This is a genomic window from Kitasatospora sp. NPDC058243, from assembly GCF_042882025.1.
Lineage (GTDB): Bacteria > Actinomycetota > Actinomycetes > Streptomycetales > Streptomycetaceae > Kitasatospora.
In genome coordinates this window covers 25103-47723 of record NZ_JBHVWW010000034.1, presented here as the reverse complement: position 1 = coordinate 47723, position 22621 = coordinate 25103, and the positions used below count along the sequence as shown (strand labels likewise).

The 22621-nt window shown below is 75.4% G+C and carries 21 protein-coding genes, 1 pseudogene and 1 riboswitch; of the genes and pseudogenes, 16 read left to right on the top strand and 6 right to left on the bottom strand.

The annotated features are described in order from the left end of the window. Positions 1 to 42 precede the first annotated feature (42 nt). The 4 genes from ACFVX9_RS22430 to ACFVX9_RS22415 all read left to right on the top strand — a co-directional run bounded on the left by ACFVX9_RS22430 (position 43) and on the right by ACFVX9_RS22415 (position 4257). Positions 43 to 186 (top strand): VenA family class IV lanthipeptide, encoded by a 144-nt coding sequence (locus tag ACFVX9_RS22430; protein WP_159398410.1) that lies wholly within the window; start codon positions 43 to 45, stop codon positions 184 to 186. A 128-nt stretch (positions 187 to 314) separates the two neighbouring features. After that, complete coding sequence (locus tag ACFVX9_RS22425; RefSeq protein WP_387983155.1) at positions 315 to 2000, top strand: ATP-binding cassette domain-containing protein; 1686 nt, start codon at positions 315 to 317, stop codon at positions 1998 to 2000. 152 nt (positions 2001 to 2152) lie between these two features. After that, positions 2153 to 3916 (top strand): ATP-binding cassette domain-containing protein, encoded by a 1764-nt coding sequence (locus ACFVX9_RS22420; RefSeq protein WP_387983153.1) that lies wholly within the window; start codon positions 2153 to 2155, stop codon positions 3914 to 3916. Positions 3917 to 4083: 167 nt separating this feature from the next. Then, positions 4084 to 4257, top strand: coding sequence for a hypothetical protein (locus tag ACFVX9_RS22415; protein ID WP_363372238.1), 174 nt, complete (start codon positions 4084 to 4086; stop codon positions 4255 to 4257). 162 nt (positions 4258 to 4419) lie between these two features. Here ACFVX9_RS22415 and ACFVX9_RS22410 read toward each other — a convergent pair whose 3' ends face one another. After that, positions 4420 to 5511 carry an alcohol dehydrogenase catalytic domain-containing protein gene (locus ACFVX9_RS22410; RefSeq protein WP_387983152.1) on the bottom strand — a complete coding sequence of 364 codons (1092 nt, stop codon included), beginning with the start codon at positions 5509 to 5511 and terminating at the stop codon, positions 4420 to 4422. Between the two features lie 176 nt (positions 5512 to 5687). Here ACFVX9_RS22410 and ACFVX9_RS22405 point away from each other — a divergent pair, with 176 nt between their 5' ends. The 4 genes from ACFVX9_RS22405 (at position 5688) to ACFVX9_RS22390 (ending at position 9848) form a co-directional block, all read left to right on the top strand. After that, on the top strand, positions 5688 to 6344 hold the full coding sequence (locus tag ACFVX9_RS22405; protein WP_387983150.1) for a class I SAM-dependent methyltransferase: 657 nt from the start codon (positions 5688 to 5690) through the stop codon (positions 6342 to 6344). Between the two features lie 197 nt (positions 6345 to 6541). Continuing rightward, the gene (locus ACFVX9_RS22400) at positions 6542 to 7717 is read left to right on the top strand and encodes a hypothetical protein (RefSeq protein ID WP_387983148.1); all 1176 of its coding nucleotides are present in this window, start codon (positions 6542 to 6544) and stop codon (positions 7715 to 7717) included. A gap of 7 nt (positions 7718 to 7724) precedes the next feature. Beyond that, complete coding sequence (locus tag ACFVX9_RS22395; protein ID WP_387983147.1) at positions 7725 to 8732, top strand: N-acetylmuramoyl-L-alanine amidase; 1008 nt, start codon at positions 7725 to 7727, stop codon at positions 8730 to 8732. A 195-nt stretch (positions 8733 to 8927) separates the two neighbouring features. Next, on the top strand, positions 8928 to 9848 hold the full coding sequence (locus tag ACFVX9_RS22390) for a hypothetical protein (protein WP_380337482.1): 921 nt from the start codon (positions 8928 to 8930) through the stop codon (positions 9846 to 9848). Between the two features lie 130 nt (positions 9849 to 9978). On the opposite strand, the gene ACFVX9_RS22385 is transcribed toward ACFVX9_RS22390, so the two are convergent. The 3 genes from ACFVX9_RS22385 to ACFVX9_RS22375 form a co-directional block, all read right to left on the bottom strand. Continuing rightward, on the bottom strand, positions 9979 to 11040 hold the full coding sequence (locus ACFVX9_RS22385) for a hypothetical protein (RefSeq protein WP_063347384.1): 1062 nt from the start codon (positions 11038 to 11040) through the stop codon (positions 9979 to 9981). Further along, positions 11037 to 11786 carry a methyltransferase domain-containing protein gene (locus ACFVX9_RS22380; RefSeq protein ID WP_363372252.1) on the bottom strand — a complete coding sequence of 250 codons (750 nt, stop codon included), beginning with the start codon at positions 11784 to 11786 and terminating at the stop codon, positions 11037 to 11039. The genes ACFVX9_RS22385 and ACFVX9_RS22380 overlap by 4 nt, the downstream gene beginning before the upstream one ends. A gap of 123 nt (positions 11787 to 11909) precedes the next feature. After that, a complete protein-coding gene (locus ACFVX9_RS22375; protein WP_079135554.1) occupies positions 11910 to 13220 on the bottom strand; it encodes a glycosyltransferase family 4 protein in 1311 nt (436 codons plus the stop codon). Positions 13221 to 13474: 254 nt separating this feature from the next. Here ACFVX9_RS22375 and ACFVX9_RS22370 point away from each other — a divergent pair, with 254 nt between their 5' ends. The 6 genes from ACFVX9_RS22370 (at position 13475) to ACFVX9_RS22345 (ending at position 20045) form a co-directional block, all read left to right on the top strand. Then, positions 13475 to 14104: a TetR family transcriptional regulator gene (locus ACFVX9_RS22370; RefSeq protein WP_063351068.1), complete on the top strand. Its 630-nt coding sequence runs from the start codon at positions 13475 to 13477 to the stop codon at positions 14102 to 14104. A 103-nt stretch (positions 14105 to 14207) separates the two neighbouring features. Continuing rightward, positions 14208 to 14283: riboswitch (cobalamin riboswitch) on the top strand. Between the two features lie 117 nt (positions 14284 to 14400). After that, positions 14401 to 15648 carry a prenyltransferase/squalene oxidase repeat-containing protein gene (locus ACFVX9_RS22365; protein ID WP_387983144.1) on the top strand — a complete coding sequence of 416 codons (1248 nt, stop codon included), beginning with the start codon at positions 14401 to 14403 and terminating at the stop codon, positions 15646 to 15648. Then, on the top strand, positions 15645 to 16382 hold the full coding sequence (locus ACFVX9_RS22360) for an SCO2322 family protein (RefSeq protein WP_387983143.1): 738 nt from the start codon (positions 15645 to 15647) through the stop codon (positions 16380 to 16382). Before ACFVX9_RS22365 ends, ACFVX9_RS22360 begins: the two co-directional genes overlap by 4 nt. A gap of 53 nt (positions 16383 to 16435) precedes the next feature. Beyond that, the gene (locus tag ACFVX9_RS22355; RefSeq protein WP_387983142.1) at positions 16436 to 17539 is read left to right on the top strand and encodes a CbiQ family ECF transporter T component; all 1104 of its coding nucleotides are present in this window, start codon (positions 16436 to 16438) and stop codon (positions 17537 to 17539) included. Beyond that, a complete protein-coding gene (locus ACFVX9_RS22350; protein ID WP_387983140.1) occupies positions 17536 to 19170 on the top strand; it encodes an ABC transporter ATP-binding protein in 1635 nt (544 codons plus the stop codon). The genes ACFVX9_RS22355 and ACFVX9_RS22350 overlap by 4 nt, the downstream gene beginning before the upstream one ends. Further along, positions 19167 to 20045 carry an ECF transporter S component gene (locus tag ACFVX9_RS22345; protein WP_380560427.1) on the top strand — a complete coding sequence of 293 codons (879 nt, stop codon included), beginning with the start codon at positions 19167 to 19169 and terminating at the stop codon, positions 20043 to 20045. The genes ACFVX9_RS22350 and ACFVX9_RS22345 overlap by 4 nt, the downstream gene beginning before the upstream one ends. Before the next feature lie 26 nt (positions 20046 to 20071). On the opposite strand, the gene ACFVX9_RS22340 is transcribed toward ACFVX9_RS22345, so the two are convergent. Further along, the gene (locus tag ACFVX9_RS22340; protein WP_387983139.1) at positions 20072 to 20911 is read right to left on the bottom strand and encodes a hypothetical protein; all 840 of its coding nucleotides are present in this window, start codon (positions 20909 to 20911) and stop codon (positions 20072 to 20074) included. 520 nt (positions 20912 to 21431) lie between these two features. On the opposite strand from ACFVX9_RS22340, the pseudogene ACFVX9_RS22335 reads away from it, so the two are divergent. Together ACFVX9_RS22335 and ACFVX9_RS22330 are read left to right on the top strand one after the other, a co-directional pair. Further along, a pseudogene (locus ACFVX9_RS22335) lies at positions 21432 to 21716 on the top strand (transcriptional regulator); the annotation flags it as partial. Further along, the gene (locus ACFVX9_RS22330) at positions 21713 to 22264 is read left to right on the top strand and encodes a flavoprotein (RefSeq protein ID WP_387983138.1); all 552 of its coding nucleotides are present in this window, start codon (positions 21713 to 21715) and stop codon (positions 22262 to 22264) included. The pseudogene ACFVX9_RS22335 and the gene ACFVX9_RS22330, both read left to right, overlap by 4 nt. Before the next feature lie 78 nt (positions 22265 to 22342). Here the strand turns inward: ACFVX9_RS22330 and ACFVX9_RS22325 are convergent, their stop codons facing one another. After that, positions 22343 to 22528, bottom strand: a complete 186-nt coding sequence (locus ACFVX9_RS22325; protein WP_387983136.1) for a hypothetical protein — start codon at positions 22526 to 22528, stop codon at positions 22343 to 22345. Between the last annotated feature and the right edge of the window lie 93 nt (positions 22529 to 22621).

Genomic DNA, 22621 nt, shown 5'->3' with positions numbered 1-22621 from the left:
GGCAGATCGCGGCGGGCGTAGTTCCAGGGGAGGAACCCGATCATGGAGAACATGGTGGACTTCGAGACCGACCTCGCGGCGCTGCAGGACCTGCCGGAGACCGAGTCCGTCGAGCTGACCGGCCACGGCGCCGGCTGCCAGTACACCTGTCTCATCCTCACCTGCCTGATCTTCACCAACAGCTGATCCAGGCGGTGAGCCGTGGGTGCCGTCCCCGCCTGTCCGGACTGGCGGGGACGGCACCGTCCGTTTCCCTGCACGTGCCCGCCCGCCCCCCCTACCCAACGTTCTGACGTTCCGACGGGAGCTCCGACTTGCCCCGCCGCCCCACCGGCTGGACCCTCGCACTCGGCATCGCCCTGCCGGTCGAGGCCGCCACCACGCTCGCCCTGCCCGCCGCGCTCGCCGCGGCCGTCGACGCCACCCTCGGCCACCGGCCCGGGCCCGGCGCCTTCGTACGGCTCGCCCTCGTCCTGGGCGTGGCCGCCGCAGCCAATGCCACCGCCGCCGCGGCCGGCCCGGCCTGCTCCGCCGAGGCCACCGCCGCCCTGCGCGGGCGCCTCGTCCGCCACCTGCTCACCCTCGGACCCGGCGGCCGGCTCCGCCACGGACCACCGCCCGGCGACCTCGCCGCCCGCCTGCTGGGCTCGGCCGGCGACGCGGGCGGCCGACTGCCCGCCGTCCTCGGCGCGGCCACGGCGCTGCTCACCTCGGCGGGCGCGATCGTCGGGCTCGGGCTGCTGTCGCCGTGGCTGGCGCTCGCCTTCTTCGCGGGCGTCGTCCCCGGCGTGGTGCTGATCCGGCTCTTCCTGCGCGAGGCCGGGCCGGTGTTCGCCCGCTACCAGGAGGTCCAGGCCGACCTTGCCGCCCGGCTCAGCGGCGCCCTCACCGGACTGCGCAGCATCCACGCCGCCGGTGCCGAACAGCGCGAGGCGGCAAGGGTGTTGGCGCCGCTTCCGGAGCTTGCCGCCGCCGGGCGCGCGCTCTGGGCGGCGCAGCGGCGCACCGCCTGGCAGGCCACCCTGCTGATCGCAGTGGTCGAGGTCGCGGTGCTCGCCACCGCCGGGGCGCTCCTCGCCGACGGCGCCCTGGCCCCCGGCACTCCGTCCCCCGGCACCCTGGCCCCCGGGGCGCTCGCCGCCGCGGCCGGCTGGGCTGCCCTCGGCGCGGGACTCTTCGAGCAGGTCGAGGCGCTGGTCGCGGTGGCGCACGCCCGCGCCGGGCAGGCCCGGACCGACGAACTGCTGGCCGTCCGCCCGGCCGAACCCGGCCTGGCGGCCCTCCCCGTCGGCGGCTACGGGGAGGTCGTCCTGCGCGGCGTGGTGGTGCGCGACGGCGACCGGGTGCTGCTCGGCCCGCTCGATCTGACGATCCCCGGCGGCCGCACGGTCGCACTGGTGGGGCGCTCCGGCTCCGGCAAGTCGCTGCTGGCCGCGCTGCCCGGGCGGCTGCTCGACCCCGACGAGGGCGCCGTACTGATCGACGGTGTCCCGGTGGACGCGCTGGCCCCGTCCGAACTGCGGCACGCGGTCGGCTACGCCTTCGCCCGGCCCGCCCTGGTCGGCCGTACGGTCCGCGACGCGCTGGCCGGCGCCGGCCCAGCCGAGGCGGCGGCCGCCCGCGCGGACGGCTTCCTCCAGCGGCTGCCCCGGGGCTGGGACACCCCGCTCGACGAACTCCGGCTCTCCGGCGGCGAACTGCAACGCCTCGGCCTGGCCCGGCTCCTGGCCCGGCCCGCCCGGGTCGTCGTCCTCGACGACGCCACCTCGGGACTGGACCTCGCCACCGAGTACCAGGTCAGCGAGGCCCTCGACCGCGCCACCCTCGGCCGCACCCGGCTGGTGGTCGCCCACCGCGCCGGGGTCGCCGCCCGCGCCGACCTCGTCGCCTGGCTCGACGCCGGCCGCCTGCGCGCCCTCGCCCCGCACACCACCCTCCTCGCCGACCCCGACTACCGCGCCGCCCTGTCGGACACCGCCCTCCAGACGGCCTCCGCCTGATGGCCCGCCACCGCGCCCCGTCCGACGGCGGCGCAGGAAGTCGGCCCGATCGACTTCCCACGCAACCGCCCGCCCCGGCGCCCGGCACGAGAAGTCGGCATCGCCGACGGCCCGCAACGGCCGGGGCCCCGCGCCGGCCCGGCGCGGGCCGAATGCCCGGCACCGGAAGTCGGCGGCGCCGACTTCCCGCGTCCGCCTCCCCCGGATGGGCGCTGCTGTTCCGGCAACTGGCCGTCACGCGCGGGCCGCTGCTCCGCCTGCTCGGCTGGTCCGGGGTGGAGGCGCTGCCGCCGCTGCTGTCCGGGCTGTTCGTCTCGGCCGCCGTCGACCAGGGGTTCCTGGCCGGGCGGCCGGGGGCCGGGGTGGCCTGGCTGGCCGGGTTCGGCGCCGCGATGGCCGTCCGGGCCTACGCGGCGCGGGCCGGGTTCCCGCACCTGGCGGGGGTGGTGGAGCCGTTACGGGACGCCCTGGTCGAGCGGGTGGTCCACAGCGCGCTCGCCCGGCCGTCGGCGGATCCGGCCGAGGTCGCCCGGCTCGCCGAACAGGTGGAGTCCGCACGGCAGTTGACCGCCACTCTGCTACGCACCCTGCGCGGCGTCGGGGTCACCCTGGTCGCCGCCCTGGCCGGCCTGGCGCTGCTGGCGCCCGCCGTCCTGCCGCTGGTCCTGCTGCCGCTGCTCGCCGCCGGATTCCTCTTCTTCCGTCTGCTGCGCCCGCTGGTGGCGCGGCGGAGGGCGGTCGTGCTCGCCGAGGAGCGGCTGGCTGCCGAGGCGGGGCGGGCGCTGCACGGGTTGCGCGACGTGCAGGCCACGGGCACCCGGGAGCAGGTCGCCGAGGCGCTGACCGGGGCCGCCCGGGCGAGCGCCGCCGCCGCCCGCGCCCTGGGCCGGGCTTCGGCCCTGCGCGCGCTGGTCGTGGCCCTCGGCGGTCGGCTGCCCGTCCTGGCCGTTCTCGCCGCCGCGCCGTGGCTGCTCGCCCGCGAGGCCCTGACCCCCGGCGAACTGCTCGGCGTCGCGACCTATCTGCTGCAGCAACTCGACCCGGCGGTCAGGACGTTGGCGGGGACGGTCGGCGGCTGGCTGCTCAACCTCGCCGTCGTCCTGGACCGCCTGGCCGCCACCACGATCGACCCCCCGGCGGACGCCGCCCCCAGCACGCTGCCCGGGAGAGCCCCGGGGCAGGAGCCGGAGGTGCGGGTCAGCGGGTTGGGGTTCGGGCACGGCGGGGCCGGGGCGCCGGTGCTGGAGGGCCTGGAGTTCGGGTTCGGGCCCGGGGAGCACGTGGCCGTGGTGGGGGTGAGCGGGGCGGGGAAGTCGACGCTGGCGGCCCTGCTGGCCGGGGTGCTGGCGCCGGCGGGCGGGGCCGTGTCGGTGGGCGGGGTGCGGCCGGACGGGCTGGCGGGGGCGGCGCGGGCGCGGCTGGTGGCGCTGGTGCCGCAGGAGGCGTACGTGTTTCCGGGGCCGGTGCGGTCCAACCTGACCTGGCTCTCCCCGGAGGTCACGGAGGAGCAACTCGCCCGTGCCGTCAGCTTGCTGGGGGCCGATCGACTGGTCGCGCGGCTGGGCGGCCCGGAGGCCGTCCTGCGCGATCCGGGCGTGTTGTCGGGCGGGGAGCGGCAGTTGCTCGCGCTGGTGCGGACGTATCTGTCGCCGGCGCCGGTCGTGGTGCTGGACGAGGCGACCTGCCACCTGGACCCTCGTACGGAGGAGCGGGTCGAGCGGGCGTTCGCCGCCCGGCCCGGGACTCTCGTCGTGGTCGCGCACCGGATCAGCTCGGCCCTGCGCGCGGACCGGGTGCTGCTGCTGGACGGCGGGCGGGGGGTGCTCGCCCGGCACGGCGATCTTCAGGTGCTGTCCCCGCTGTACCGCGAGTTGGTCGGTCACTGGCTGGGTTCGACGGCAGGTCGCGCGTCATGATCTCGATAGGATCTCGTCCGTTCCGGCCGTTATGGTGGCCGGGGCACGGGCCGCGATCACCGGCTGTGGCGCGTACCGAGCGCCCGATCGGGGACCCGACCGCGCGCCGCCAAGCGCCGGCCGGGCGCCGATGACCTGCACCCTCCGCACGGAAAAGACGATTTCTGATGTCCGACACCCTCACCGACACCACCGGACCCACGGCCAACGGGACCGACGCCGACGAGAGCACCGCCTGGGACGCCTCGTCGCACGGCCGGCACCGGGGCCGGTCCGCCGCCGACGACAAGCCCGAGGCCGACCCGCACGGCCGGCACCGCGCCGCGGCGGACCGGGGCTGAGCACACCCACACCGGGAGGGCCCGTCGGGGGGAGCACCCCCCGGCGGGCCCTCGTCGCGTCCTGGGTCCTGGGTTCGGGGTCCCGGGTCCTGGGTCCTGGGTTCGGGGTCCCGGGTCCTGGGTCCTGGGTTCGGGGTCCCGGGTTCGGGGAGGGCGCGCGGCTCAGCGCCCCAGCGTCACGACCGTCCGCAGCGCCTCGCCGCTGCGCATCTGGGCGATCGCCTCGTTGACGTCCGACAGGTCGACGCGGTGGCTGATCATGCCGTCGAGGTCGATCCGCCCGGCCCGCCACAGGTCGACGACCAGGGCGATGGTGCGGGCCACCGGCGCCCCGCCGTAGAGCGAGGGCAGCAGGCGCTTCTCGTTGAAGAACAGCTCGCCCATGGTGAACTGCGCGAGGTCGTCCTGCGCGCCGGCGCCGATCACCACGACCGCGCCGCCGCGTCGGGCCGCGTCGTAGCCGGCCCGGACGGTCGCGGACCGGCCGACGGCCTCGAAGACGTAGTCGAAGCCGCCGCCGGGCAGGCCCTTCGCCGTCGCCTTGAGGTCCTCGGGGGCGATCGCCTCGGTCGCACCGAAGGCCAGTGCCCGCTCGCGGCGCGAGACGACCGGGTCGACGACGGTGATCCGGGCGGCGCCGCAGACCCGGGCGCCCTGCACGGCGGCGACCCCGACCCCGCCCGCGCCGATCACCGCGACGGAGGCGCCGGGTTCGACCCGGGCGGTGTTGACGGCGGCGCCGACGCCCGTGGTCACCCCGCAGCCGATCAGCGCGGCGGCCTCGTACGGCAGGTCGGCGGGCACCTTGATGACGGCGTCCGCGGCGACCACGACCTCCTCGGCGAACGCCCCGGTGCCGTAGAACCCGGAGGCCTCGACCGCCGCGCCGCCGTCCTCGAAGCGGAAGCCGGGCGCACCGAGCCGCCGCAGGCTGGCGATGCACAGGTGGCCGCGGCCCCGCTCGCAGTGCGCGCAGCGGCCGCAGGGCGCCATCCAGCAGAGCACCACGCGGTCGCCGGGGGCGAGGCCGGTCACGCCCTCACCGACCTCCACGACCTCCCCGGCACCCTCGTGCCCGGGGACGAACGGCGCGGGCTGCGGCAGGACGCCGCTCATCGCCGAGAGGTCGGAGTGGCAGAGGCTGGCGGCGCGCATCCGGACCCGTACGGCGCCCGGCCCGAAGCCGACGGCCGTCACGTCCTCCCGGACGTCGAGGGTCTCCTGGCCGGTCTTGTGCAGGACGGCTGCGCGCATGGGGCTGCTCCCGGTGTGCCTCGTGTGCTCGGTTTCCACGGTCGGGCCCGATTCTGACACGGGCGACCCGACCCGACTAGAACACGTTCCAGGGCCGCTGTGGTCCACCCCTCTACCGTCGAGTAGGGTCCGGGTCGAACGCGTTCGCGCACGTCCCGAGCCCGAGGAGCACCGTCATGTCCGACCTGCTGGAGAGTGTCCACCCGGCGGCCGAGGTGCTGGCGGCGTTCGAGGCGGCCACCGGGTTCATGCCGGTGGACGAGGGGCTGGCGCTGTACGCGGCGGCGGTGACGGCGGCGCGGCGCACCGGGCTGCCGCTGCTGGAGATCGGCACCTACTGCGGCCGCTCGGCGGTCCTGCTGGCGGCGGCCGCCCGGGAGGCCGGGACGACCGCGCTGACGGTGGACCACCACCGCGGCTCGGAGGAGCAGCAGCCCGGCTGGGAGTACCACGACCCGACGCTGGTGGACCCGGAGGTGGGGCTGATGGACACCCTGCCGCGGTTCCGCCGGACGCTGCACGCCGCCGGGCTGGAGGAGCACGTGGTGGCCCTGGTGGGCCGCTCGCCGCGGATCGCGGCGCTGTGGGGGCGGCCGCTGGCCCTGGTGTTCATCGACGGCGGGCACACCGACGAGCACGCGACCGGCGACTACGAGGGCTGGGCCCCGCACCTGGCGCCGGACGGGCTGCTGGTGGTGCACGACGTGTTCCCGGACCCGGCGGACGGCGGCCAGGCCCCGTACCGGGTGTACCTGCGGGCGCTGGCCGAGGGCTTCGAGGAGGTCTCGGTGACGGGCTCGCTGCGCGTCCTGCGCCGGACCGCCGCGAGCTAGCCGCCCGCCCTAGCCGCCCACCGCCCGATCCGCCGCCCGATCCGCCGCCCGATCCGCCGAGCGGCCCCACAGCCCTGCACGGATGCTCTAACGTCGTGCCGGAGCTGTCGGGCGGAGGTTCGAACGGTACGGTGTCCGCGCAGCACCAGGCAGAGCATCGGCGGACGGTGGGGGCTAACGGTGGGGGCTAGCGGCACATGACGGACCAGCACAACACCGCTCCGGCAGTCTGGGACCCCACCGCGCGCGGCGGCGCGGGCGGCTGGGTGCGCGGCCCGCAGCGACCCGCCGAGCCCACCCCGGCGCAGCCCACCCCCGCTCAGCCCACCCCCGCTCAGCCCGCCGCCGGCGCCGTCGGGGACCAGGGCCCGCCGCTGGGCGCCCGCCCGTACCTGGCCGCCCCGCAGCCGCCGTCCGTGCCGCCGCCGGCGCCGTTCCCCTCCCGCGCGTCCGCGCAGACCCCGGGCCCCGGCTACGTGTCCGGCGAGGCCCCCGGCCCCGGCTACGTGTACCCGCCGCAGCCGCCCGCCGGCCCGCAGCAGCCCCCGTACGTCCCGTACCAGGGACAGCCCGACTACCCCGCCGCTTACCCCGCCGACCACCCCGCCGACCACCCCGTCGGCTACGAGGACCTGGACGACGAGGACCGCCCGAGCAACCGGAAGGCGCCGCTGCTGATCGGCTTCGCGCTGCTCCTGGTGGTGGCGGTCGGCGGCGGCCTGCTGGTGGCCGCCCGGAACAGCGGCGACAAGAAGGACCAGGCCTCGCCCGCCCCGCCGTCCGCCTCCGCGACGTCCACCGGGAACCCGTCGGCGGGCCCGGCGCCCACCGGTACGGACGCCGCGCCGAACGGCGCCACCGACCCGGCCTCGTCCGCCGCGGCGCCGTCCCCGACCGCGAGCGGTGCCGGCGCCAACGCCAAGACGCAGGCGCAGGCCCTGGACGGCCTGCTCACCGAGGGCGAGAGCGCGAAGGCCCCGATCGGCAGCGCGGTCGCCAAGGTGAGCAGCTGCCCGGCGAAGGCCGACATCGAGAGCGCGGCGCAGGTGTTCGACAACGGCGCCAAGCAGCGCGACGGACTGCTGCGCAAGCTCGCCGGGCTGAGCGCCTCCGACGTGCCGGGCGGCGCGGACGCGATGGCGTCGCTGAAGTCCGCCTGGCAGCTGTCGGCCGACATCGACCGGGCGTACGCGAACTGGGCGCGGGCGGTCGCCGGCCAGGGCTGCTCGGGCTCGGCCCCGAACACCGCCGACAAGAAGCGGGCCGACGAGCTCAACCCGCAGGCCACCCAGGCGAAGAAGGACTTCGCGGGGAAGTGGAAGCCGATCGCCGACACGTACGGCCTCACCCCGCGCACCCAGGACAGGATCTGATCCACCCGTGACCGGCCCGAACTCCCGCCCGCCCCGCCGTTCCACCCTGCTGCGCGCCACCACGGCGGTGGGCGCGGCCGTTCCGCTCTGCCTGGCGAGCTGGCTGGGCTGGCAGTCCCTCGGCCACTCCGCCGCGGTGGGCGGCACCGCCGCACCGGCCACCTCCCCGACCGGAACCGCCACGCCGGGCACCACCGCACCGGAAGCCACCACCCCGGAAGCCACCGCACCGGAAGCCACCGCACCGGAAGCCACCGCACCGGGAACCACCACGCCGGGAACCCCCGCCCCAGCCCAGACGCCGAACACGCCCGCCCCGTCGGACACCCCGGTCTCCCCCACCGCGCTCGCCGGCCGCACCATCCTGCTCGACCCCGGCCACAACCCCGGCAACTCCGCGCACACCGCCGAGATCAACCGCCTGGTCGACATCGGCAACTCCCGCAAGCAGTGCGACACCACCGGCACCGAGACCAACTCCGGCTACACCGAGGCCGAGTACGCCCTGGACGTCTCCCACCGGGCCCGCGCCATCCTGGCCGCCCGCGGCGCGACGGTGGTGCTGGTGCAGGACGGCGACCGCCCGTGGGGCCCCTGCATCGACGAGCGCGCCCGGGCCGGCGCCGACGCGCACGCCGACGTGGCGCTGTCGGTGCACGGGGACGGCGGTCCGGCGGGCGGCAGCGGGTTCCACGTGATCCTCCCGGCGAAGGTGGCGGCCGGGAAGGCGGACAACGCGGCGATCGTCGAGCCCTCGCGCCGGCTCGGCCTGCTGCTGCGCGAGCACTTCCGCGCCGCGACGGGCGAGCCGTACGCGGACTACACCGCGAGCGACGGCCTGGACACCCGCTCCGACCTGGGCGGCCTGAACCTGTCCACGGTGCCGAAGGTGTTCATCGAGTGCGGTAACATGCGCAACCCGGTGGACGCCAAACGGATGACGGATCCTCAGTGGCGGCAGCGGGCGGCCCAGGGGATCGCCGACGCGCTGACGGCGTATCTGACCACCCGGTAAGGGAGTTGGGCCGGGGCGGCGGACGGCGTGCGCGCCGCCCGGGTCGCGCCTTTGGCAACGACTTCGCCCCATTCCCGGTCCCGCCGTGCACCGGCGGTGCGGTTGGGCCTAGGCTTCTGGTCCGTTCGGGAGTTTCGGCCGGTCAGCCCGACCGCACGAACCGCCGTCCACGACACGTCAACGAGGGGAACGTTAGTGAATCTGCGCGCTCTCACCAGGGGAGACGCCGCCGTCGCCGGCGCGGCCGTCCTGCTCTTCATCGCCTCCTTCCTGCCCTACTGGACGGTGGACTGCACCGGCCGGTACTGCGGCGACACGTCGCAGAACGCGTGGAGCACCCAGTTGTTCCCCATCCTGCCGTCGATCTACCTGCTCGGCATCGCCGCCGCGGTGCTGATCCTGCTGCACCGCTTCCAGGGCGAGGCCGCGGCCGGGCGCCAGGTGCTCGGCCTGCGGCTGGACCAGTGGGGCATCGCCTTCGCCGTCGTCGCGCTGTGGACGGCGCTGTGGTCGCTGGGCGGCGGCCCGGCCGGCGGCAGCTTCGGGCACGGCTTCGGCGCCTGGCTCGGCCTCATCGCGCTGATCGTGCTGGCCGGTGCGGCCGCGGCCGCACCGCTGGTGCCCGCGCTGAAGGCCCCGCTGGTCGCCGACCGTCCGGCGGCCGTCCCCTACCAGGGCGGCTACCCGGCCCCGGGCCAGCCCGGCCAGCCGGCGCAGCCCGGCCAGTACGGCTACCCGGCCCCGGGCCAGGACCCGAACCAGGCCCCGGCGTACGGCGCCCAGCCGGGTGGCTACGGCTACCCGGCGGCCGGCCAGGCCCAGCCGGTGCAGGCCGGTCAGCCGCAGGACACGGCCGCCGCCCCGCAGCCCGTCCCGGCCGCGCAGCCGCAGCCGACCCCGGCCGCCCCGGCGGCCGACTTCGCACCGTTCTGGTTCGCCGTCCCGGCCCCGCGCTCGCTGGCGTCGAAGGACAACCCGGCGGGCGCCCCCGTCGGCGAGCTGGTGCCCGGCACCTGGTACCTGGCGGTCGAGCAGCGCGGCAGCGCGCTGGTCGCCCAGCTGCAGGACGGCACCGTCGGCCTGCTGGCCGACACCTCGGGCATCCAGCGCGGCTGACGCCCCCGCCAGTACGACGAAGGGGTGGGACCGGATCTCTCCGGCCCCACCCCTTCGCGTTGCCCGTACGGGCCTCAACCGTCGTACGGGCCTCAGCCGTCCGTACCGGCATCGGCCACGGCTACGGGCCTCAGCAGCAGTCCTGGACCACCAGCCCGGCGGGCAGCTGCTCCCCGCCGAAGACCGCGACCGTCGCCGGGTCGCCGCCGAGCGCGGCGACCGCGAGCAGCAGTGCGCCGGCCGTCCAGGTGGTGCGCTCCTCCGGCCAGACGGCGTCGTCCTCGAAGACGTACCCGGTCCAGTAGGAGCCGTCCTCGTGCCGCAGGTGCTTCTGGATCCAGCGCAGGATCTCCACGGCGCGGTCGGAGCGGCCGATCGCCCAGAGCGCGAGGGCGAGTTCGGCGCTCTCGCCGCCGGTCACCCACGGGCGGTCGCTGACGCAGCGCACGCCGAGGCCGGGGACGACGAAGCGGTCCCAGTCCCGGTCGATCCGTTCCAGCGCCGCGTCGCCGCGCAGTCCGGTGCCGAGCACCGGGTAGTACCAGTCCATCGAGTAGCGGCCCTTGTCGAGGAACCGCTCGGGGTGGTGGGTGATGGCGTGCCCCAGCCGGCCGGCGGCGAGCTCCCAGTCGGGCTGCGGCTCCTCCAGGTACTCGGCGATGGCCAGCCCGCAGCGCAGCGCGTGCAGCATGCTGGACGAGCCGGTGAGCAGCGCCTCGTCGGTGGCGGTGCCGTCCTCGTCGAGGCGCCAGGCGATCGGGCCGCCGGGCAGCCGCTGGCCGACGATGAAGTCCAGGGCGCGCCGGACGACGGGCCAGATCCAGTCCAGGAAGGCGTCGTCGCCGGCGCTGAGGTGGTGGTGCCAGACGCCGACGGCCACGTAGGCGCAGAAGTTGGTCTCCTTGGCCCGGTCGGTGACGGCGCCGTCGGTGTAGGCGGCGTACCAGGAGCCGTCCGGGTTCTGGGTGGCGGCGAGCCAGCGGTAGGCGGCCTCGGCGGCGGCGTGCTCGCCGGCGGTGTCGAGGGCCATGGCGGCCTCGGTGTGGTCCCACGGGTCGAGGTGGTGGCCGGCGAACCAGGGTATGGCGCCGTCGGGGAGCTGTTCGGCCAGGATGCTGCGGACGGTGCCGGCGGCCTGCTCGGCGTCGAGCACCCCGTCGAGCAGCAGTGCCTCGGGGACGGCGGCGGTCATGCGTCCACGCGCCCGGGCTCGGTCCGCCGCGGCTTGGACGCGTAGGCGACGAAGCTCTTGCCGATGACCGGGTTGAGCGCCCGTTCGGCGGCCTTGGTGAGGGTGCTGATCACCGGGGTGCCGACGATGTCCCAGACCAGCAGCTGGTGGTAGGCCTTGACCGGCAGCGCCTTGTCGTTGTTCACGCCGACCGCGCACTTGATCCACCAGTACGGCGAGTGCAGCGCGTGCGCGTGGTGGGTGCCGTAGGGCTCCAGGCCGGCGTCCTTGAGCTTGCCGAGCAGTTCGTCGCCCCGGTAGATCCGGATGTGGCCGCCCTCGACCTCGTGGTACTCGTCGGACAGCGTCCAGCAGATCTTCTCGGGCAGCCAGCGCGGCACGGTGACGGCGAGCAGCCCGCCCGGCTTGAGCACCCGGAACATCTCGTTGAGCACGCCCTTGTCGTCCGGTATGTGCTCCATCACCTCGGAGATGATGATCTTGTCGAAGTAGTCGTCCTCGAACGGCAGCGCCAGCGCGTTGCCCTCCATCGCGACCGCCGACGCGCCCTCCGGGGCCTCGCCGGCCTGCTCCATCGCGGCGAACCACTTCTGGACCTCGGCGATCTCCTCGGCGTTCTGGTCGAGGGCGATCACGTTGGCGCCGCGGCGGTAGCACTCGAACGCGTGCCGGCCCCCGCCGCAGCCCAGGTCGAGCACCCGGTCGCCGGGGGCGAGCGGGAAGCGCGAGAAATCGACGGTCAGCACTGCAGGGCTCCCATTCCTTTTGCTACCAAGCGGACTTGACGCCGCGTCAGTTCGATCCGCTACCGCTCCGCACCGGGCGGCCGGGGCCGCCGGGCGGGCGCCGCGCAGGGCGGCCGGAGCGACTCAGGGCACGTACCGCCAGCCCGGCCCGGAGCGGGCCCGGGCGCCGGCCCCGGTGGCGATCGCCGCCCGGTAGGCGTCGGCGGTCAGCTCGGCGGCCCGCGCCCAGGTGAACCGGGCCAGCACCCGCTCCCGGCCGGCCGCGCCGAGCCGGGCGCGCAGCCGCGGGTCGTCCAGCAGCCGGCCGAGCGCCGCCGCCAGCCGGTCCGGCTCCCCCGGCGGCACGGCCAGGCAGGTCTCCCCGTCCGGCCCGGCCACCTCGGGGATCGCGCCGCCGGTGGTGGCGACCAGCGGGGTGCCGGTGGCCATCGCCTCGGCGGCGGGCAGCGAGAAGCCCTCGTACAGCGACGGCACGCAGGCCACCTCGGCCGAGCGGTAGAGGTCGACCAGCTCCTGGTCGGTCAGGCCGCTGCGGAACTCGATGTGGTCCGCCAGCCCGAAGCGGCGCACCGCCTCCGCCACCGGGCCGTCCTCCTTCTGCGGCTTGCCGACCACCACCAGGTGCGCGGGGCGCTCGGTGCGCACCTTCGCCAGCGCCTCGACCAGGAACACCAGGCCCTTGAGCGGGACGTCCGCGCTGGAGGTGGTGACGATCCGTCCGGGGACGCGGGCGATCTCCTCGGAGGGCGACCAGAGCCGGGTGTCGGCGCCGATCGGCACCACCGAGATCGCGCCCGGCGCGGCGCCCAGGTGCTCGGCGATCTCGCGCTGCGAGGTGCCGGAGACGGTGATCACGTGGTCCAGCCGGGCGGCGACCCGGCGCTGCATCCGGGTGAAGGCGTACCAGCGGCGCAGCGACAGCCGCTTGACCCGGGTGGTGGCCGCGTCCAGCTCCAACTGCCGGTCCACGGTGATCGGGTGATGGATCGTGGTGACCAGCGGGAAGCCGTGCCGGGCCAGGCCGAGCAGGCCGTAGCCGAGCGTCTGGTTGTCGTGCACCACGTCGTAGCGGCCCTTGTGCCGGGCCAGGTACTGGCGGGCGCGCAGCGAGAAGGTCAGCGGCTCGGGGAAGCCGCCGGTGCGCATGGTGGCGAACTCCAGCACGTCCACCGGACTGCGGAACTCGCCGCGGGCGGGCGTGCGGAACGGGTCCTCGGCGCGGTAGAGGTCCAGGCTGGGCAGCTCGACCAGGCGCACCGAACCGGGGCCGTCGACCTCGTCCAGCACCGGGTACGGCTGGGCACCGATCACGTCCACGTGGTGGCCGAGCCTGGCCAGCTCACGGGAGAGGTGGCGCACGTACACGCCCTGACCGCCGCAGAAGGGGTCCCCGCGGTACGACAGCAGGGCAATCCGCAGCGGCTGCGCGGTCATCCTCGGGCCCTCATCTCTAGCTGCTATTCCTGTGCTGCTGCTGTCTCTGCGTTGGCGACGGCGCTGCCGCCGGTCGCTAAAGTAGATCAGGTTTCAGTGGCTGTGGAACTCGTCATCGACCATGTGAACAATGAGAGACCTCGAAGATACCGGCCCGTAGCTTTCCCTCAGGAGCCAGGGCTGGTGATTCCCGCCACGCCGACCCTGCCGACCTTGTGGAGCACGCCGCCACCCCCGCGCCCCGGGAGCACTCCTTGCCGCCGCCGACCACCTCCACGAGCCCCACCACCCCGCCCCCCGCGCAGCCGGGCGAGCCGCCGCTGACCGCCCGCCAGGCCGAACGCCGGCGCCGGATCCTGCGGGCCGCCACCGCCCTGGCCGCCCGCGGCGGGTACGAGGCGGTGCAGATGCGGGAGGTCGCGGAGACCGCGCAGGTCGCCCTCGGCACGCTCTACCGGTACTTCCCGTCCAAGGTGCACCTGCTGGTCGCGGTCATGCTGGAGCAGTTGCAGGGCCTCCAGGAGCACATCCGGCGCCACCCGCCGACCGACCCCGAACCGGCCCCGCGGGTCGCCGACACGCTCACCCGCGCCTTCCACGCACTCCAGCGCGAACCGCTGCTCGCCGAGGCGATGGTCCGGGCGCTGTCCTTCGCGGACCGCTCCGTCGGCGCCGAGGTGGACCAGGTCAGCACCGCCACCGGCCAGCTCATCCTGGACGCCATCGGCCAGTCCGGGCCACCCAGTGAGAGCCAGCGCGCGGCCGTCCGGGTGATCGAGCACACCTGGCACTCCGCCCTGGTCGCCTGGCTCTCCGGCCGCGCCTCGATCGCCGAGGTCCGGGCCGACCTGCACACCGCGGCCCGGCTGCTCACCCTGCCCTGACCCCGCCCTGACTGGAACCTGTTCCTGCCCGGACAGGAGGGGCCGACCGCCCCCGGCGGTTAAAGTCGACGGACAGCACAACTTCATCCCGTCCCTCCCCCGGGGGAAGCCGGTGCGAATCCGGCGCTGACCCCGCAACCGTGAGCCCGGCCCCCGCGACGGCCCGGGCGAGTCGGACCGCCCGTGGAGGGGCGAGCGGCCAGCCCGGGCCCGCCACGCGCACCGCCCGGCACCGTCGAGGACTACGGAACGGCCCCGCCGGGCCACCACCGCTCACCGAAAGGCACACCTCCACCATGCTCACCGCCGCCCGCCTGGGCGCCGCCGCCCTGTCCGCCGCACTCCTCGCCGGCGCCACCGCCGGACCGGCCCTCGCCGACAGCCCCGCGCCCACCCCCGCCGCCGTCCCCGACGGCCTCTACGGCAAGGGCGACCCGACATACGACGGCGTCTGGCGGCAGTCCCTCGCGCTCACCGCGCTCGCGGCGGCCAAGACCACCCCGGCCGACTCCGCCGTCGGCTGGCTCACCGGACAGCAGTGCGAGGACGGCGGCTGGCCCTCCTTCCGGGCCGCCGGCGCCGCCTGCGACCCCAAGACCGAGGACAGCAACGCCACCGCCGTCGCCGTCCAGGCCCTCGTCGCCCTCGGCGGGCACCAGGAAGCCGTCGACAAGGGCGTCCAGTGGCTCAAGGCCACCCAGAACGCCGACGGCAGCTGGCCCTACAACCCCGGCAGCCCCGGCGACGCCAACTCCACCGGCCTCGCCGTGAACGCCCTCTTCGCCGCCAGGACCGACCCGGCCGGCGTCGCCAGGACGGGCAAGAACGCCTTCGACGGGCTCGCCCTCTTCCAGCTCGGCTGCGCCGCCCCCGCCGACCAGCGCGGCGCCTTCGCCTACCAGCCCGACCCGTCCTCCGGTGCGCTCGCCCCCAACACCCTCGCCAGCGCCCAGGCCTCGCTCGCCGCCGCCGGCGGCCACCTCCCGGTCGCCACCACCGCCCGCACCGACGCCGCCCCCAAGGCCCTCGGCTGCGACTCCGCCGCCACCTCCGCCACGGCTGCTCCGGTCGCGCACGCCGACTCCGGCGAGGCCGCCGGGGCGTACCTCACCGCCCAGCTCGCCGCGGGCGGCAACCACCTCACCCTCACCACCCCCGGCGCCGCCCCCACCCCCGACTACAACGCCACCGCCTGGGCCGCCCTCGGCCTCATCCAGAGCGGCCACCCCCAGCAGGCCGCCGGCGCCGTCGACTGGCTCGCCAAGGAAGGCGCCGGCTGGACCAAGGGCGGCACCGACGCCGCCGCCACCGCCAGCCTCCTGCTCGTCACCCAGGCCGCCCAGCGCGACACCGCCCCGCTGACCGCCCAGCTCACCGCCCTCGGCCCGGCACCCAAGGCCACCGCCAGCCCCGCCCCGACGACGGCGGCGTCCAAGAAGGACGACGGCATCGGCCAGTACTGGCCGATCATCGTCGGCCTCCTCATCGGCCTCGGCGGCGGCCTCCTCCTCAGCCTCCAGCGCAAGCGCGGCCAGAGGCTGTGACACCCCGCCCGGTCCGCCTGGCCCGCCGCGTTCTCGTCCCGCTGCTCGGTGCGGTGCTCCTGCTGGTCGCGGGGGCGCCGGCGGAGGCGGCGACGGGGTACCGGTACTGGTCGTTCTGGCGCGGGGCCGACGCCGGGTGGCTCTACCAGCAGCAGGGGCCGGCCGTCGCCGTGCCGCCGGACGGGGCCGTCGACGGGTGGCGGTTCGCGGTGAGTCCGGACGGCGGGCAGCAGGCCGCGCAGCCCCGGGCGGCGGGCGACTTCGCCGCCCTCTGCGCGGACACGCCCGCGCAGGCGGGCCGCAAGCGGGTCGCCGTCGTGCTGGACTTCGGCACCGCCGCCGACTCCGGCTCGGGCTCGGGCTCGGGTTCCGGTTCGGGCTCGGGTTCGGGCTCCGGCTCCGGCTCCGGCTCCGGTTCCGGTTCCGGTTCCACCGAGGCTCCGCCCGAGCAGCGGAGCGCGTGCGCCAGCGTCGTCTCGAACGCCACCTCGGCCGAGGTGCTGGCCGCCGTCGCCCCGCCGCTGCGCTACGACGCCAACGGCCTGCTCTGCGCCATCGCGGGCTTCCCGAAGGCCGGGTGCGCCGACCAGCTCGGGTCGGCGGCCAAGCCGGCCGGCCCGTCCGGCGGCGGCTCGGACTCCGGCCCGGACGTCGGCCTGATCGCCGGTGGCGCGCTGATCGCCGTGCTGGCCGGCGGTGCCGTCTGGCAGGCGCGCCGCCGCCGCACCTCCTGACGCCGCCTTCCCCCTTCCCATACCCCTCCGGACCCCTCCACCTGGACTGACCCATGAGCACCGCCCGCGCCACCCGCCCGCCCACCGGACCCCGGCAACTGCACCCCGGGGCCTGGTGGTTGTGGGCGCTCGGGCTGGGCGCGGCGGCGACCCGCACCACCAATCCGGTGATCCTGCTGCTGCTCGCCGCCGTCGCCGGGTACGTGGTCGCGGCCCGGCGCGGCGACGCGCCCTGGTCGCGTTCGTACGGCGCGTTCCTGCGGCTGGGCCTGCTGGTGCTGGGCATCCGGCTGGTGTTCGCGGTGCTGCTCGGCTCGCCGGTCCCGGGCACGCACGTGCTGTTCACGCTGCCCGAAGTGCCGCTCCCCGCCTGGGCGCAGGGAGTGCGGATCGGCGGCCGGGTGACCGTGGAGGGCCTGCTCGCGGCGCTGTACGACGGGCTGCGCCTGGCCACCCTGCTGGTCTGCGTGGGCGCCGCGAACGCGCTGGCCAGCCCGGCCCGCCTGCTGCGCGCCCTGCCCGGCGCGCTGTACGAGGCGGGCGTGGCGGTGGTGGTGGCGATGACCTTCGCGCCGAACCTGGTCGCGGACGTCCGCCGACTGCGAGCAGCCCGCCGCCTGCGCGGCCGCACCGACCGGGGGATCGCCGCCGTGCTGAGCGTCGGACTGCCCGTCCTGGAGGGCGCGTTGGAGCGTTCGGTGGCGCTGGCCGCGGCGATGGACACCCGCGGCTTCGGCCGCACCGCGGACGTCCCGCGCCGGCTCGCCCGCGCGACGGCCGCGCTCACCCTGGCCGGCCTGCTCGGAATCTGCCTGGCCGCGTACGGGCTGCTGACCGCCGGCGGCGCGGGCTGGGCGCCACCGGTGCTGCTGCTGGGCCTGGCCGCCGCCTTCGCCGGGCTACTGCTCGGAAGCCGACGATCCGTCAGAACCCGCTACCGGCCGGACCCTTGGGCGCTGCCCGAGTGGCTGACCGCCGGTTCGGGAGCCGCCGTCGCCGGGTTGACCATCTACCTGTCCACGCGTGACCCGGCCGCCTTCGCGCCCACCGTCGTCCCGCCGACCGTCCCCGCGCTGCCGCTGACCGCCGTACTGGCCGTACTGCTCGGCCTGGTGCCGGCGTTCGCCGCCCCGACCCCGCCCCGGAGGGCTTCGTGATCACCTTCGAGCAGGTCTCCGTCCGGTACGCGGACGCCGCCGCCCCCGCCGTCGCGGACGTCGACCTGACCGTCCCCGAAGGCGAACTCTGCCTGCTGGTGGGCCCGTCGGGCTCCGGCAAGTCCACCCTGCTGGGCGCGGTGAGCGGGCTCGTCCCGCACTTCACCGGCGGCACCCTGCACGGCCGGGTCACGGTCGGCGGCCGGGACACCCGCGAACACCGGCCGCGCGAACTCGCCGACCTGGTCGGCACGGTGGGCCAGGACCCGCTGGCGCACTTCGTCACCGACACCGTCGAGGACGAACTCGCCTACGGCATGGAGTCCCTGGGCCTGCCCGCCGACGTGATGCGGCGCCGGGTCGAGGAGACCCTCGACCTGCTCGGCCTCGCCGACCTGCGCGACCGCGCCCTCACCTCCCTCTCCGGCGGCCAGCAGCAGCGCGTCGCGATCGGCTCGGTGCTCACCGTGCACCCGCGCGTCCTGGTCCTCGACGAGCCCACCTCGGCCCTGGACCCGGGCGCCGCCGAGGAGGTGCTGGCCGTCCTCCAGCGGCTCGTGCACGACCTCGGCACCACCGTGCTGATGGCCGAGCACCGGCTGGAGCGCGTCGTCCAGTACGCCGACCAGGTGCTGCTGCTCACCCCGGGCGCCCCGCCCGTCCTCGGCGAGCCCGCCGAGGTGATGGCGCACTCGCCGGTGCACCCGCCGGTGGTCGGCCTCGGACGGCTCGCCGGCTGGCGGCCGCTGCCGCTGTCCGTCCGCGACGCCCGCCGCAAGGCCGCCGGGCTGCGCTCCCGGTTGGACGGCCTGCACCCGAGCGCGGCCTCTGCGGCTCCGACCGCCGCCCCTGCTTCGACCGCCGCCCCGACCGCCGCCCCGACCGCCGCCGCCGAGCGCCTCGCCGTCCGGCGCGGCCCCGTCCAGGCCCTGCGCGGCGTCGACCTGGCGCTGCACCCCGGCGAGATCACCGCGCTGATGGGCCGCAACGGCGCCGGCAAGTCCACCCTGCTGGGCAGCCTGGTCGGCCTGCACACCCCCGCCTCCGGCCGGGTGACGGTCGGCGGCCGCACCCCGCACCGCACCCGCCCGGCCGAACTGATCCGCCAGGTCGGCCTCGTCCCGCAGGACCCGCGCGACCTCCTCTACGGCGAGAGCGTCACCGCCGAATGCGCCGCCGCCGACACCGACGCGGACGCCACCCCCGGCACCTGCCGCGCCCTGGTCGAACGACTGCTGCCCGGCATCGCCGACACCGCCCACCCGCGCGACCTCTCCGAAGGCCAGCGGCTCACCCTCGCGCTCGCCGTCGTACTCACCGCCCGGCCCCCGCTGCTGCTGCTCGACGAGCCGACCCGCGGCCTCGACTACGCCGCCAAGGCCCGGCTGGTGGAGATCCTGCGCGACCTCGCGACGGAAGGCCACGCCGTCCTGCTGGCCACCCACGACGTCGAACTCGCCGCCGAACTCGCCCACCGCACGGTGATCCTGGCCGAGGGCGAGATCGTCGCCGACGGCCCGACGGCCGACGTCGTCGTCTCCTCCCCCGCGTTCGCCCCGCAGGTCGCCAAGGTGCTGGCACCCGGCCCGTGGCTCACCGTCCGCCAGGTCGCGGAGGCGCTGAGCGCATGAGCCGCCCTGTTCCTTCCGGTGTTCCTGCTGGTCGCCCCGTCCCGCTCGGCCGCCGATCCGTAGCGGCCCTGCTCCTGACCTCCCTCGTCGGCGTGACGGCCTTCGGCTGGCCGCTGCTCGCCTCCACCAAGTCCGCCCTGGTCGGCCACTCCACCGACGCCCCCTGGCTGTTCGCCCTGCTGCTGCCGCTGCTCCTCGCCGTCGTCATCGCCCAGATCTCCGAGGGCCGCACGGCGGGCGGCGGCGCGCCCGGCCTGGACGCCAAGTCCGTGGCCCTGCTCGGGGTGCTCGCGGCGGCGGGCGCGGCACTGCGGCCGCTCGGCGCGGGCACGGCAGGACTGGAGCCCATGTTCTTCCTCATGGTGCTGTCCGGCCGGGTGCTCGGGCCGGGCTTCGGCTTCGTCCTCGGTTCGCTCTCGATGTTCGCGTCCGCGCTGCTCACCGGCGGCGTCGGGCCCTGGCTGCCGTTCCAGATGCTCGCCATGGGCTGGGTCTGCCTCGGCGCCGGCCTGCTCCCGGGCTCCGCCCGCCTGCGCGGCCGGCGCGAACTCTGGCTGCTCGCGGGCTACGGCGCGCTGGCCTCCGTCCTCTACGGCACGATCATGAACCTCCAGGGCTGGCCGTACATCGCCGGGCTCTCCGGCTCCATCTCCTTCGTCCCCGGCGACCCGCTGCCCGCCAACCTGGTCCGCTTCGCCGCCTACTGCCTCACCACGTCGCTGGGCTGGGACCTCCCCCGCGCCGCCCTCACCGTCGTCCTCTGCCTCACCCTCGGCACCGCCGTCCTGCGCGCCCTGCGCCGCGCCACCCGACGGGCCGCCTTCGACGCACCGGTGACGTTCCGGCCGCCGGACTTCCGGCCGCCGGGCGGGTGAACTCCACCTCCCCGCCCCGGGGTCGACTACATCAAGGTCCGCGACACCCCCTGAGCCCGGCACTCCCCGCACACCTGCCCGACCCCGGCCACGGGCCGCCCGCACAAGCCGTCCCGCCCAGGGCACTCATGTCGGCGCGGCCCGCCGCTTGCCCTCGGAGTCAACGGGGCCAACGGGGTCAACGGAACGGGCGGCACCTTCGCCAACCTCCCCGCCAGCACCGCCCCCACGCTGTGCGTGACCCGCTCCGGCAAGGGCGCGGCCAGAATCCCCGCCAGCGCCTCCCCGCTCCACCCGCCAGCGAGCAACCCCTCCACCCGCGCGGCCTGATCGCACAGCGGCTTGCCCGCCAGCGCCATCTTGGGCTCCCTGCGCCCGAGTTCGAGCAGCAGCGCCATGCCCGCCGTCAACTTCTCGGGCGGAGGGACGGAAGGAACTTCCGCTTCCTTCACCCTCACCTTTCCGGAAGGGCTTCCCGCCTTCCCGGCGCACGCCACCCCAGCTCCGGGCCCACCGGCGGCCGGGGACACGGGAAGCGGCGGCAGGGCGTGAACCGCCTTGCCCGTCACCGGCACTTCGTGCACCGAGACGATCGTCCGCACCTGCCCCGTCACCGGATCCCGATGCGTCCACCGCACGTAATGCCCGGCCGCTTCCAGCTCACGGAGAGCCCGCGCCACCGCCGCCCGCCCCTCGACGCTCTTCGCCGCCAGCGTCCGGATGTCCTCCCGCGCACCGTCCGGCAGGCTGAGCAGGTAGCTGAGCAGCCCACGCGCCGCCCAACTCAGTGAGTGCTTCCGGACGACGTGGCCGTTGTCGAGGATCGTGTACCCGGGCGAGTGCTTCGGGATACGATGAATGTGCATTCGGGAGCCTTTCACTCCTAGTGCCATTCCCCGGGGTGTTCCTGCACCGCCGGGGCTCACTTTTGCCGCGCATAGGCCGTCCCTCCGAACGCCCGCGCCGACACAATGATCACCGTAATGTGCTAACCAAGCGTCAAACTCCCCACCACATCACCCAAACGGACGGCGCAAACGCGCACCCCCCAGCGCACGCCAGCCTCACAAGCCCGGGGCGCACTTCCCAACCCCTGCTGTCAGCCGATCACACAGTCCGGGCCATCCAGCCCCACCCGGTGCTCACCCGCGACGGTGTCGGCGCATTGCCCACAGTCGCCGACCGGGCCCGAAGCGGTGCCGCGATCCGCCTCCATCAGTTCCACCGGAACGCCCAATTCGCCCCACGCACACGGGCTTCCAGGTGCTCACGCCGCGCCGCCGGGTCCCAGCGGATGCCGTACCCGTGTGTCGCGGCCGGATCCAACTCCCGCACCGCCTGCCGCGACAGCCTGGCCGCCCTCGACTCAGCAATCGTCTCCGGCATGATGCCGGAGCGGCACTGCATGCTGCCCGGCCCCTGCTGCGCCGACCCATCCCCGTTCCCGAGCGACGGGCCGCGCTCTGGGTGGATTCCGCGCGGGCGTACAGCCAACAAGGCAGACTGGCCGAGGGATACAAAGCGCTCAGAATCGCGGAGAGCTGTGCGCCGGAAGACATCCGTCGGCGCCCCAGCGTGCTGGGGTTGGTTGGCGACATGGCCGCCCGCGACCGTCACGGCGCTGTCCCGGAACTTCGCCGCTTCTGCCAGGAATTGGGAGTCCAGGGTTGACCGACCAACGCGAACCGTTCCTCTACGTCGTCGTCTGCGCCTCGGGCATCGCGGACGACGTCGGCACCTTGATCAGCGCCGCCCACACCGAAGGCTGGAAGGTCGGCGTCATCGCCACCCCCCATGGGCTCGGGTTCATCGACGCGGAAGCCGTCGAACGCCAGACCGGCTACCCGATCCGCTCGGCTTGGCGCACCCCCGCAATCCCCCAGCCGCTTCCCCCGGCGGACGCCATCGCCGTGGCGCCCGCCACGTTCAACACCATCAACAAATGGGCCGCCGGGATATCCGACACCCTCGCGCTCGGCATCCTCTGCGAGGCGTACGGGCTCGGCATCCCCACTGCCGTTCAGCCCTACGTCAACTCGGCCCAAGCAGCTCACCCTGCGTACGGCGAGAGCCTGGAACGACTCCGCTCGATGGGCGTCCTGATCGGCGACTACATCCCCCACAAGCCGAAGTCCGGCGGAGGCCGCGACAAATACAACTGGACCCACGTCCTCGACCTGCTTCGCCCCGCACTGACCTCGATCACAGACCAGAACTGACAACGCGCCAAGCTCGCCGTCCGCCACGAAGTGACCGTACCGGTCGCAGCCATCGACGAGCGGCCATGACCACCTCGGTCATCGTTCGACGCCCGGCTCGTACAAAGGCAGGAAGTGGATGACCGGTTCCTCATACGGATGAGCCGCGCGCACTGCTCGCAGCACCGCCTCGGCCTGCTCGGCCTTCGGGGTCAGGACGAGCAGGCCCTTCCCGTTCGTCCACACGGCTCGCACGTCGAGGCTCCGCAGGCGCCGGCTCTCCACCCGCCTCACCCCGACCGACCCGTTTCTCGGCCCTCCATGTGATTCTCCACACCGGCCGATCTTCGGCCGAACCCCACCCCTCGTCACCGCAAC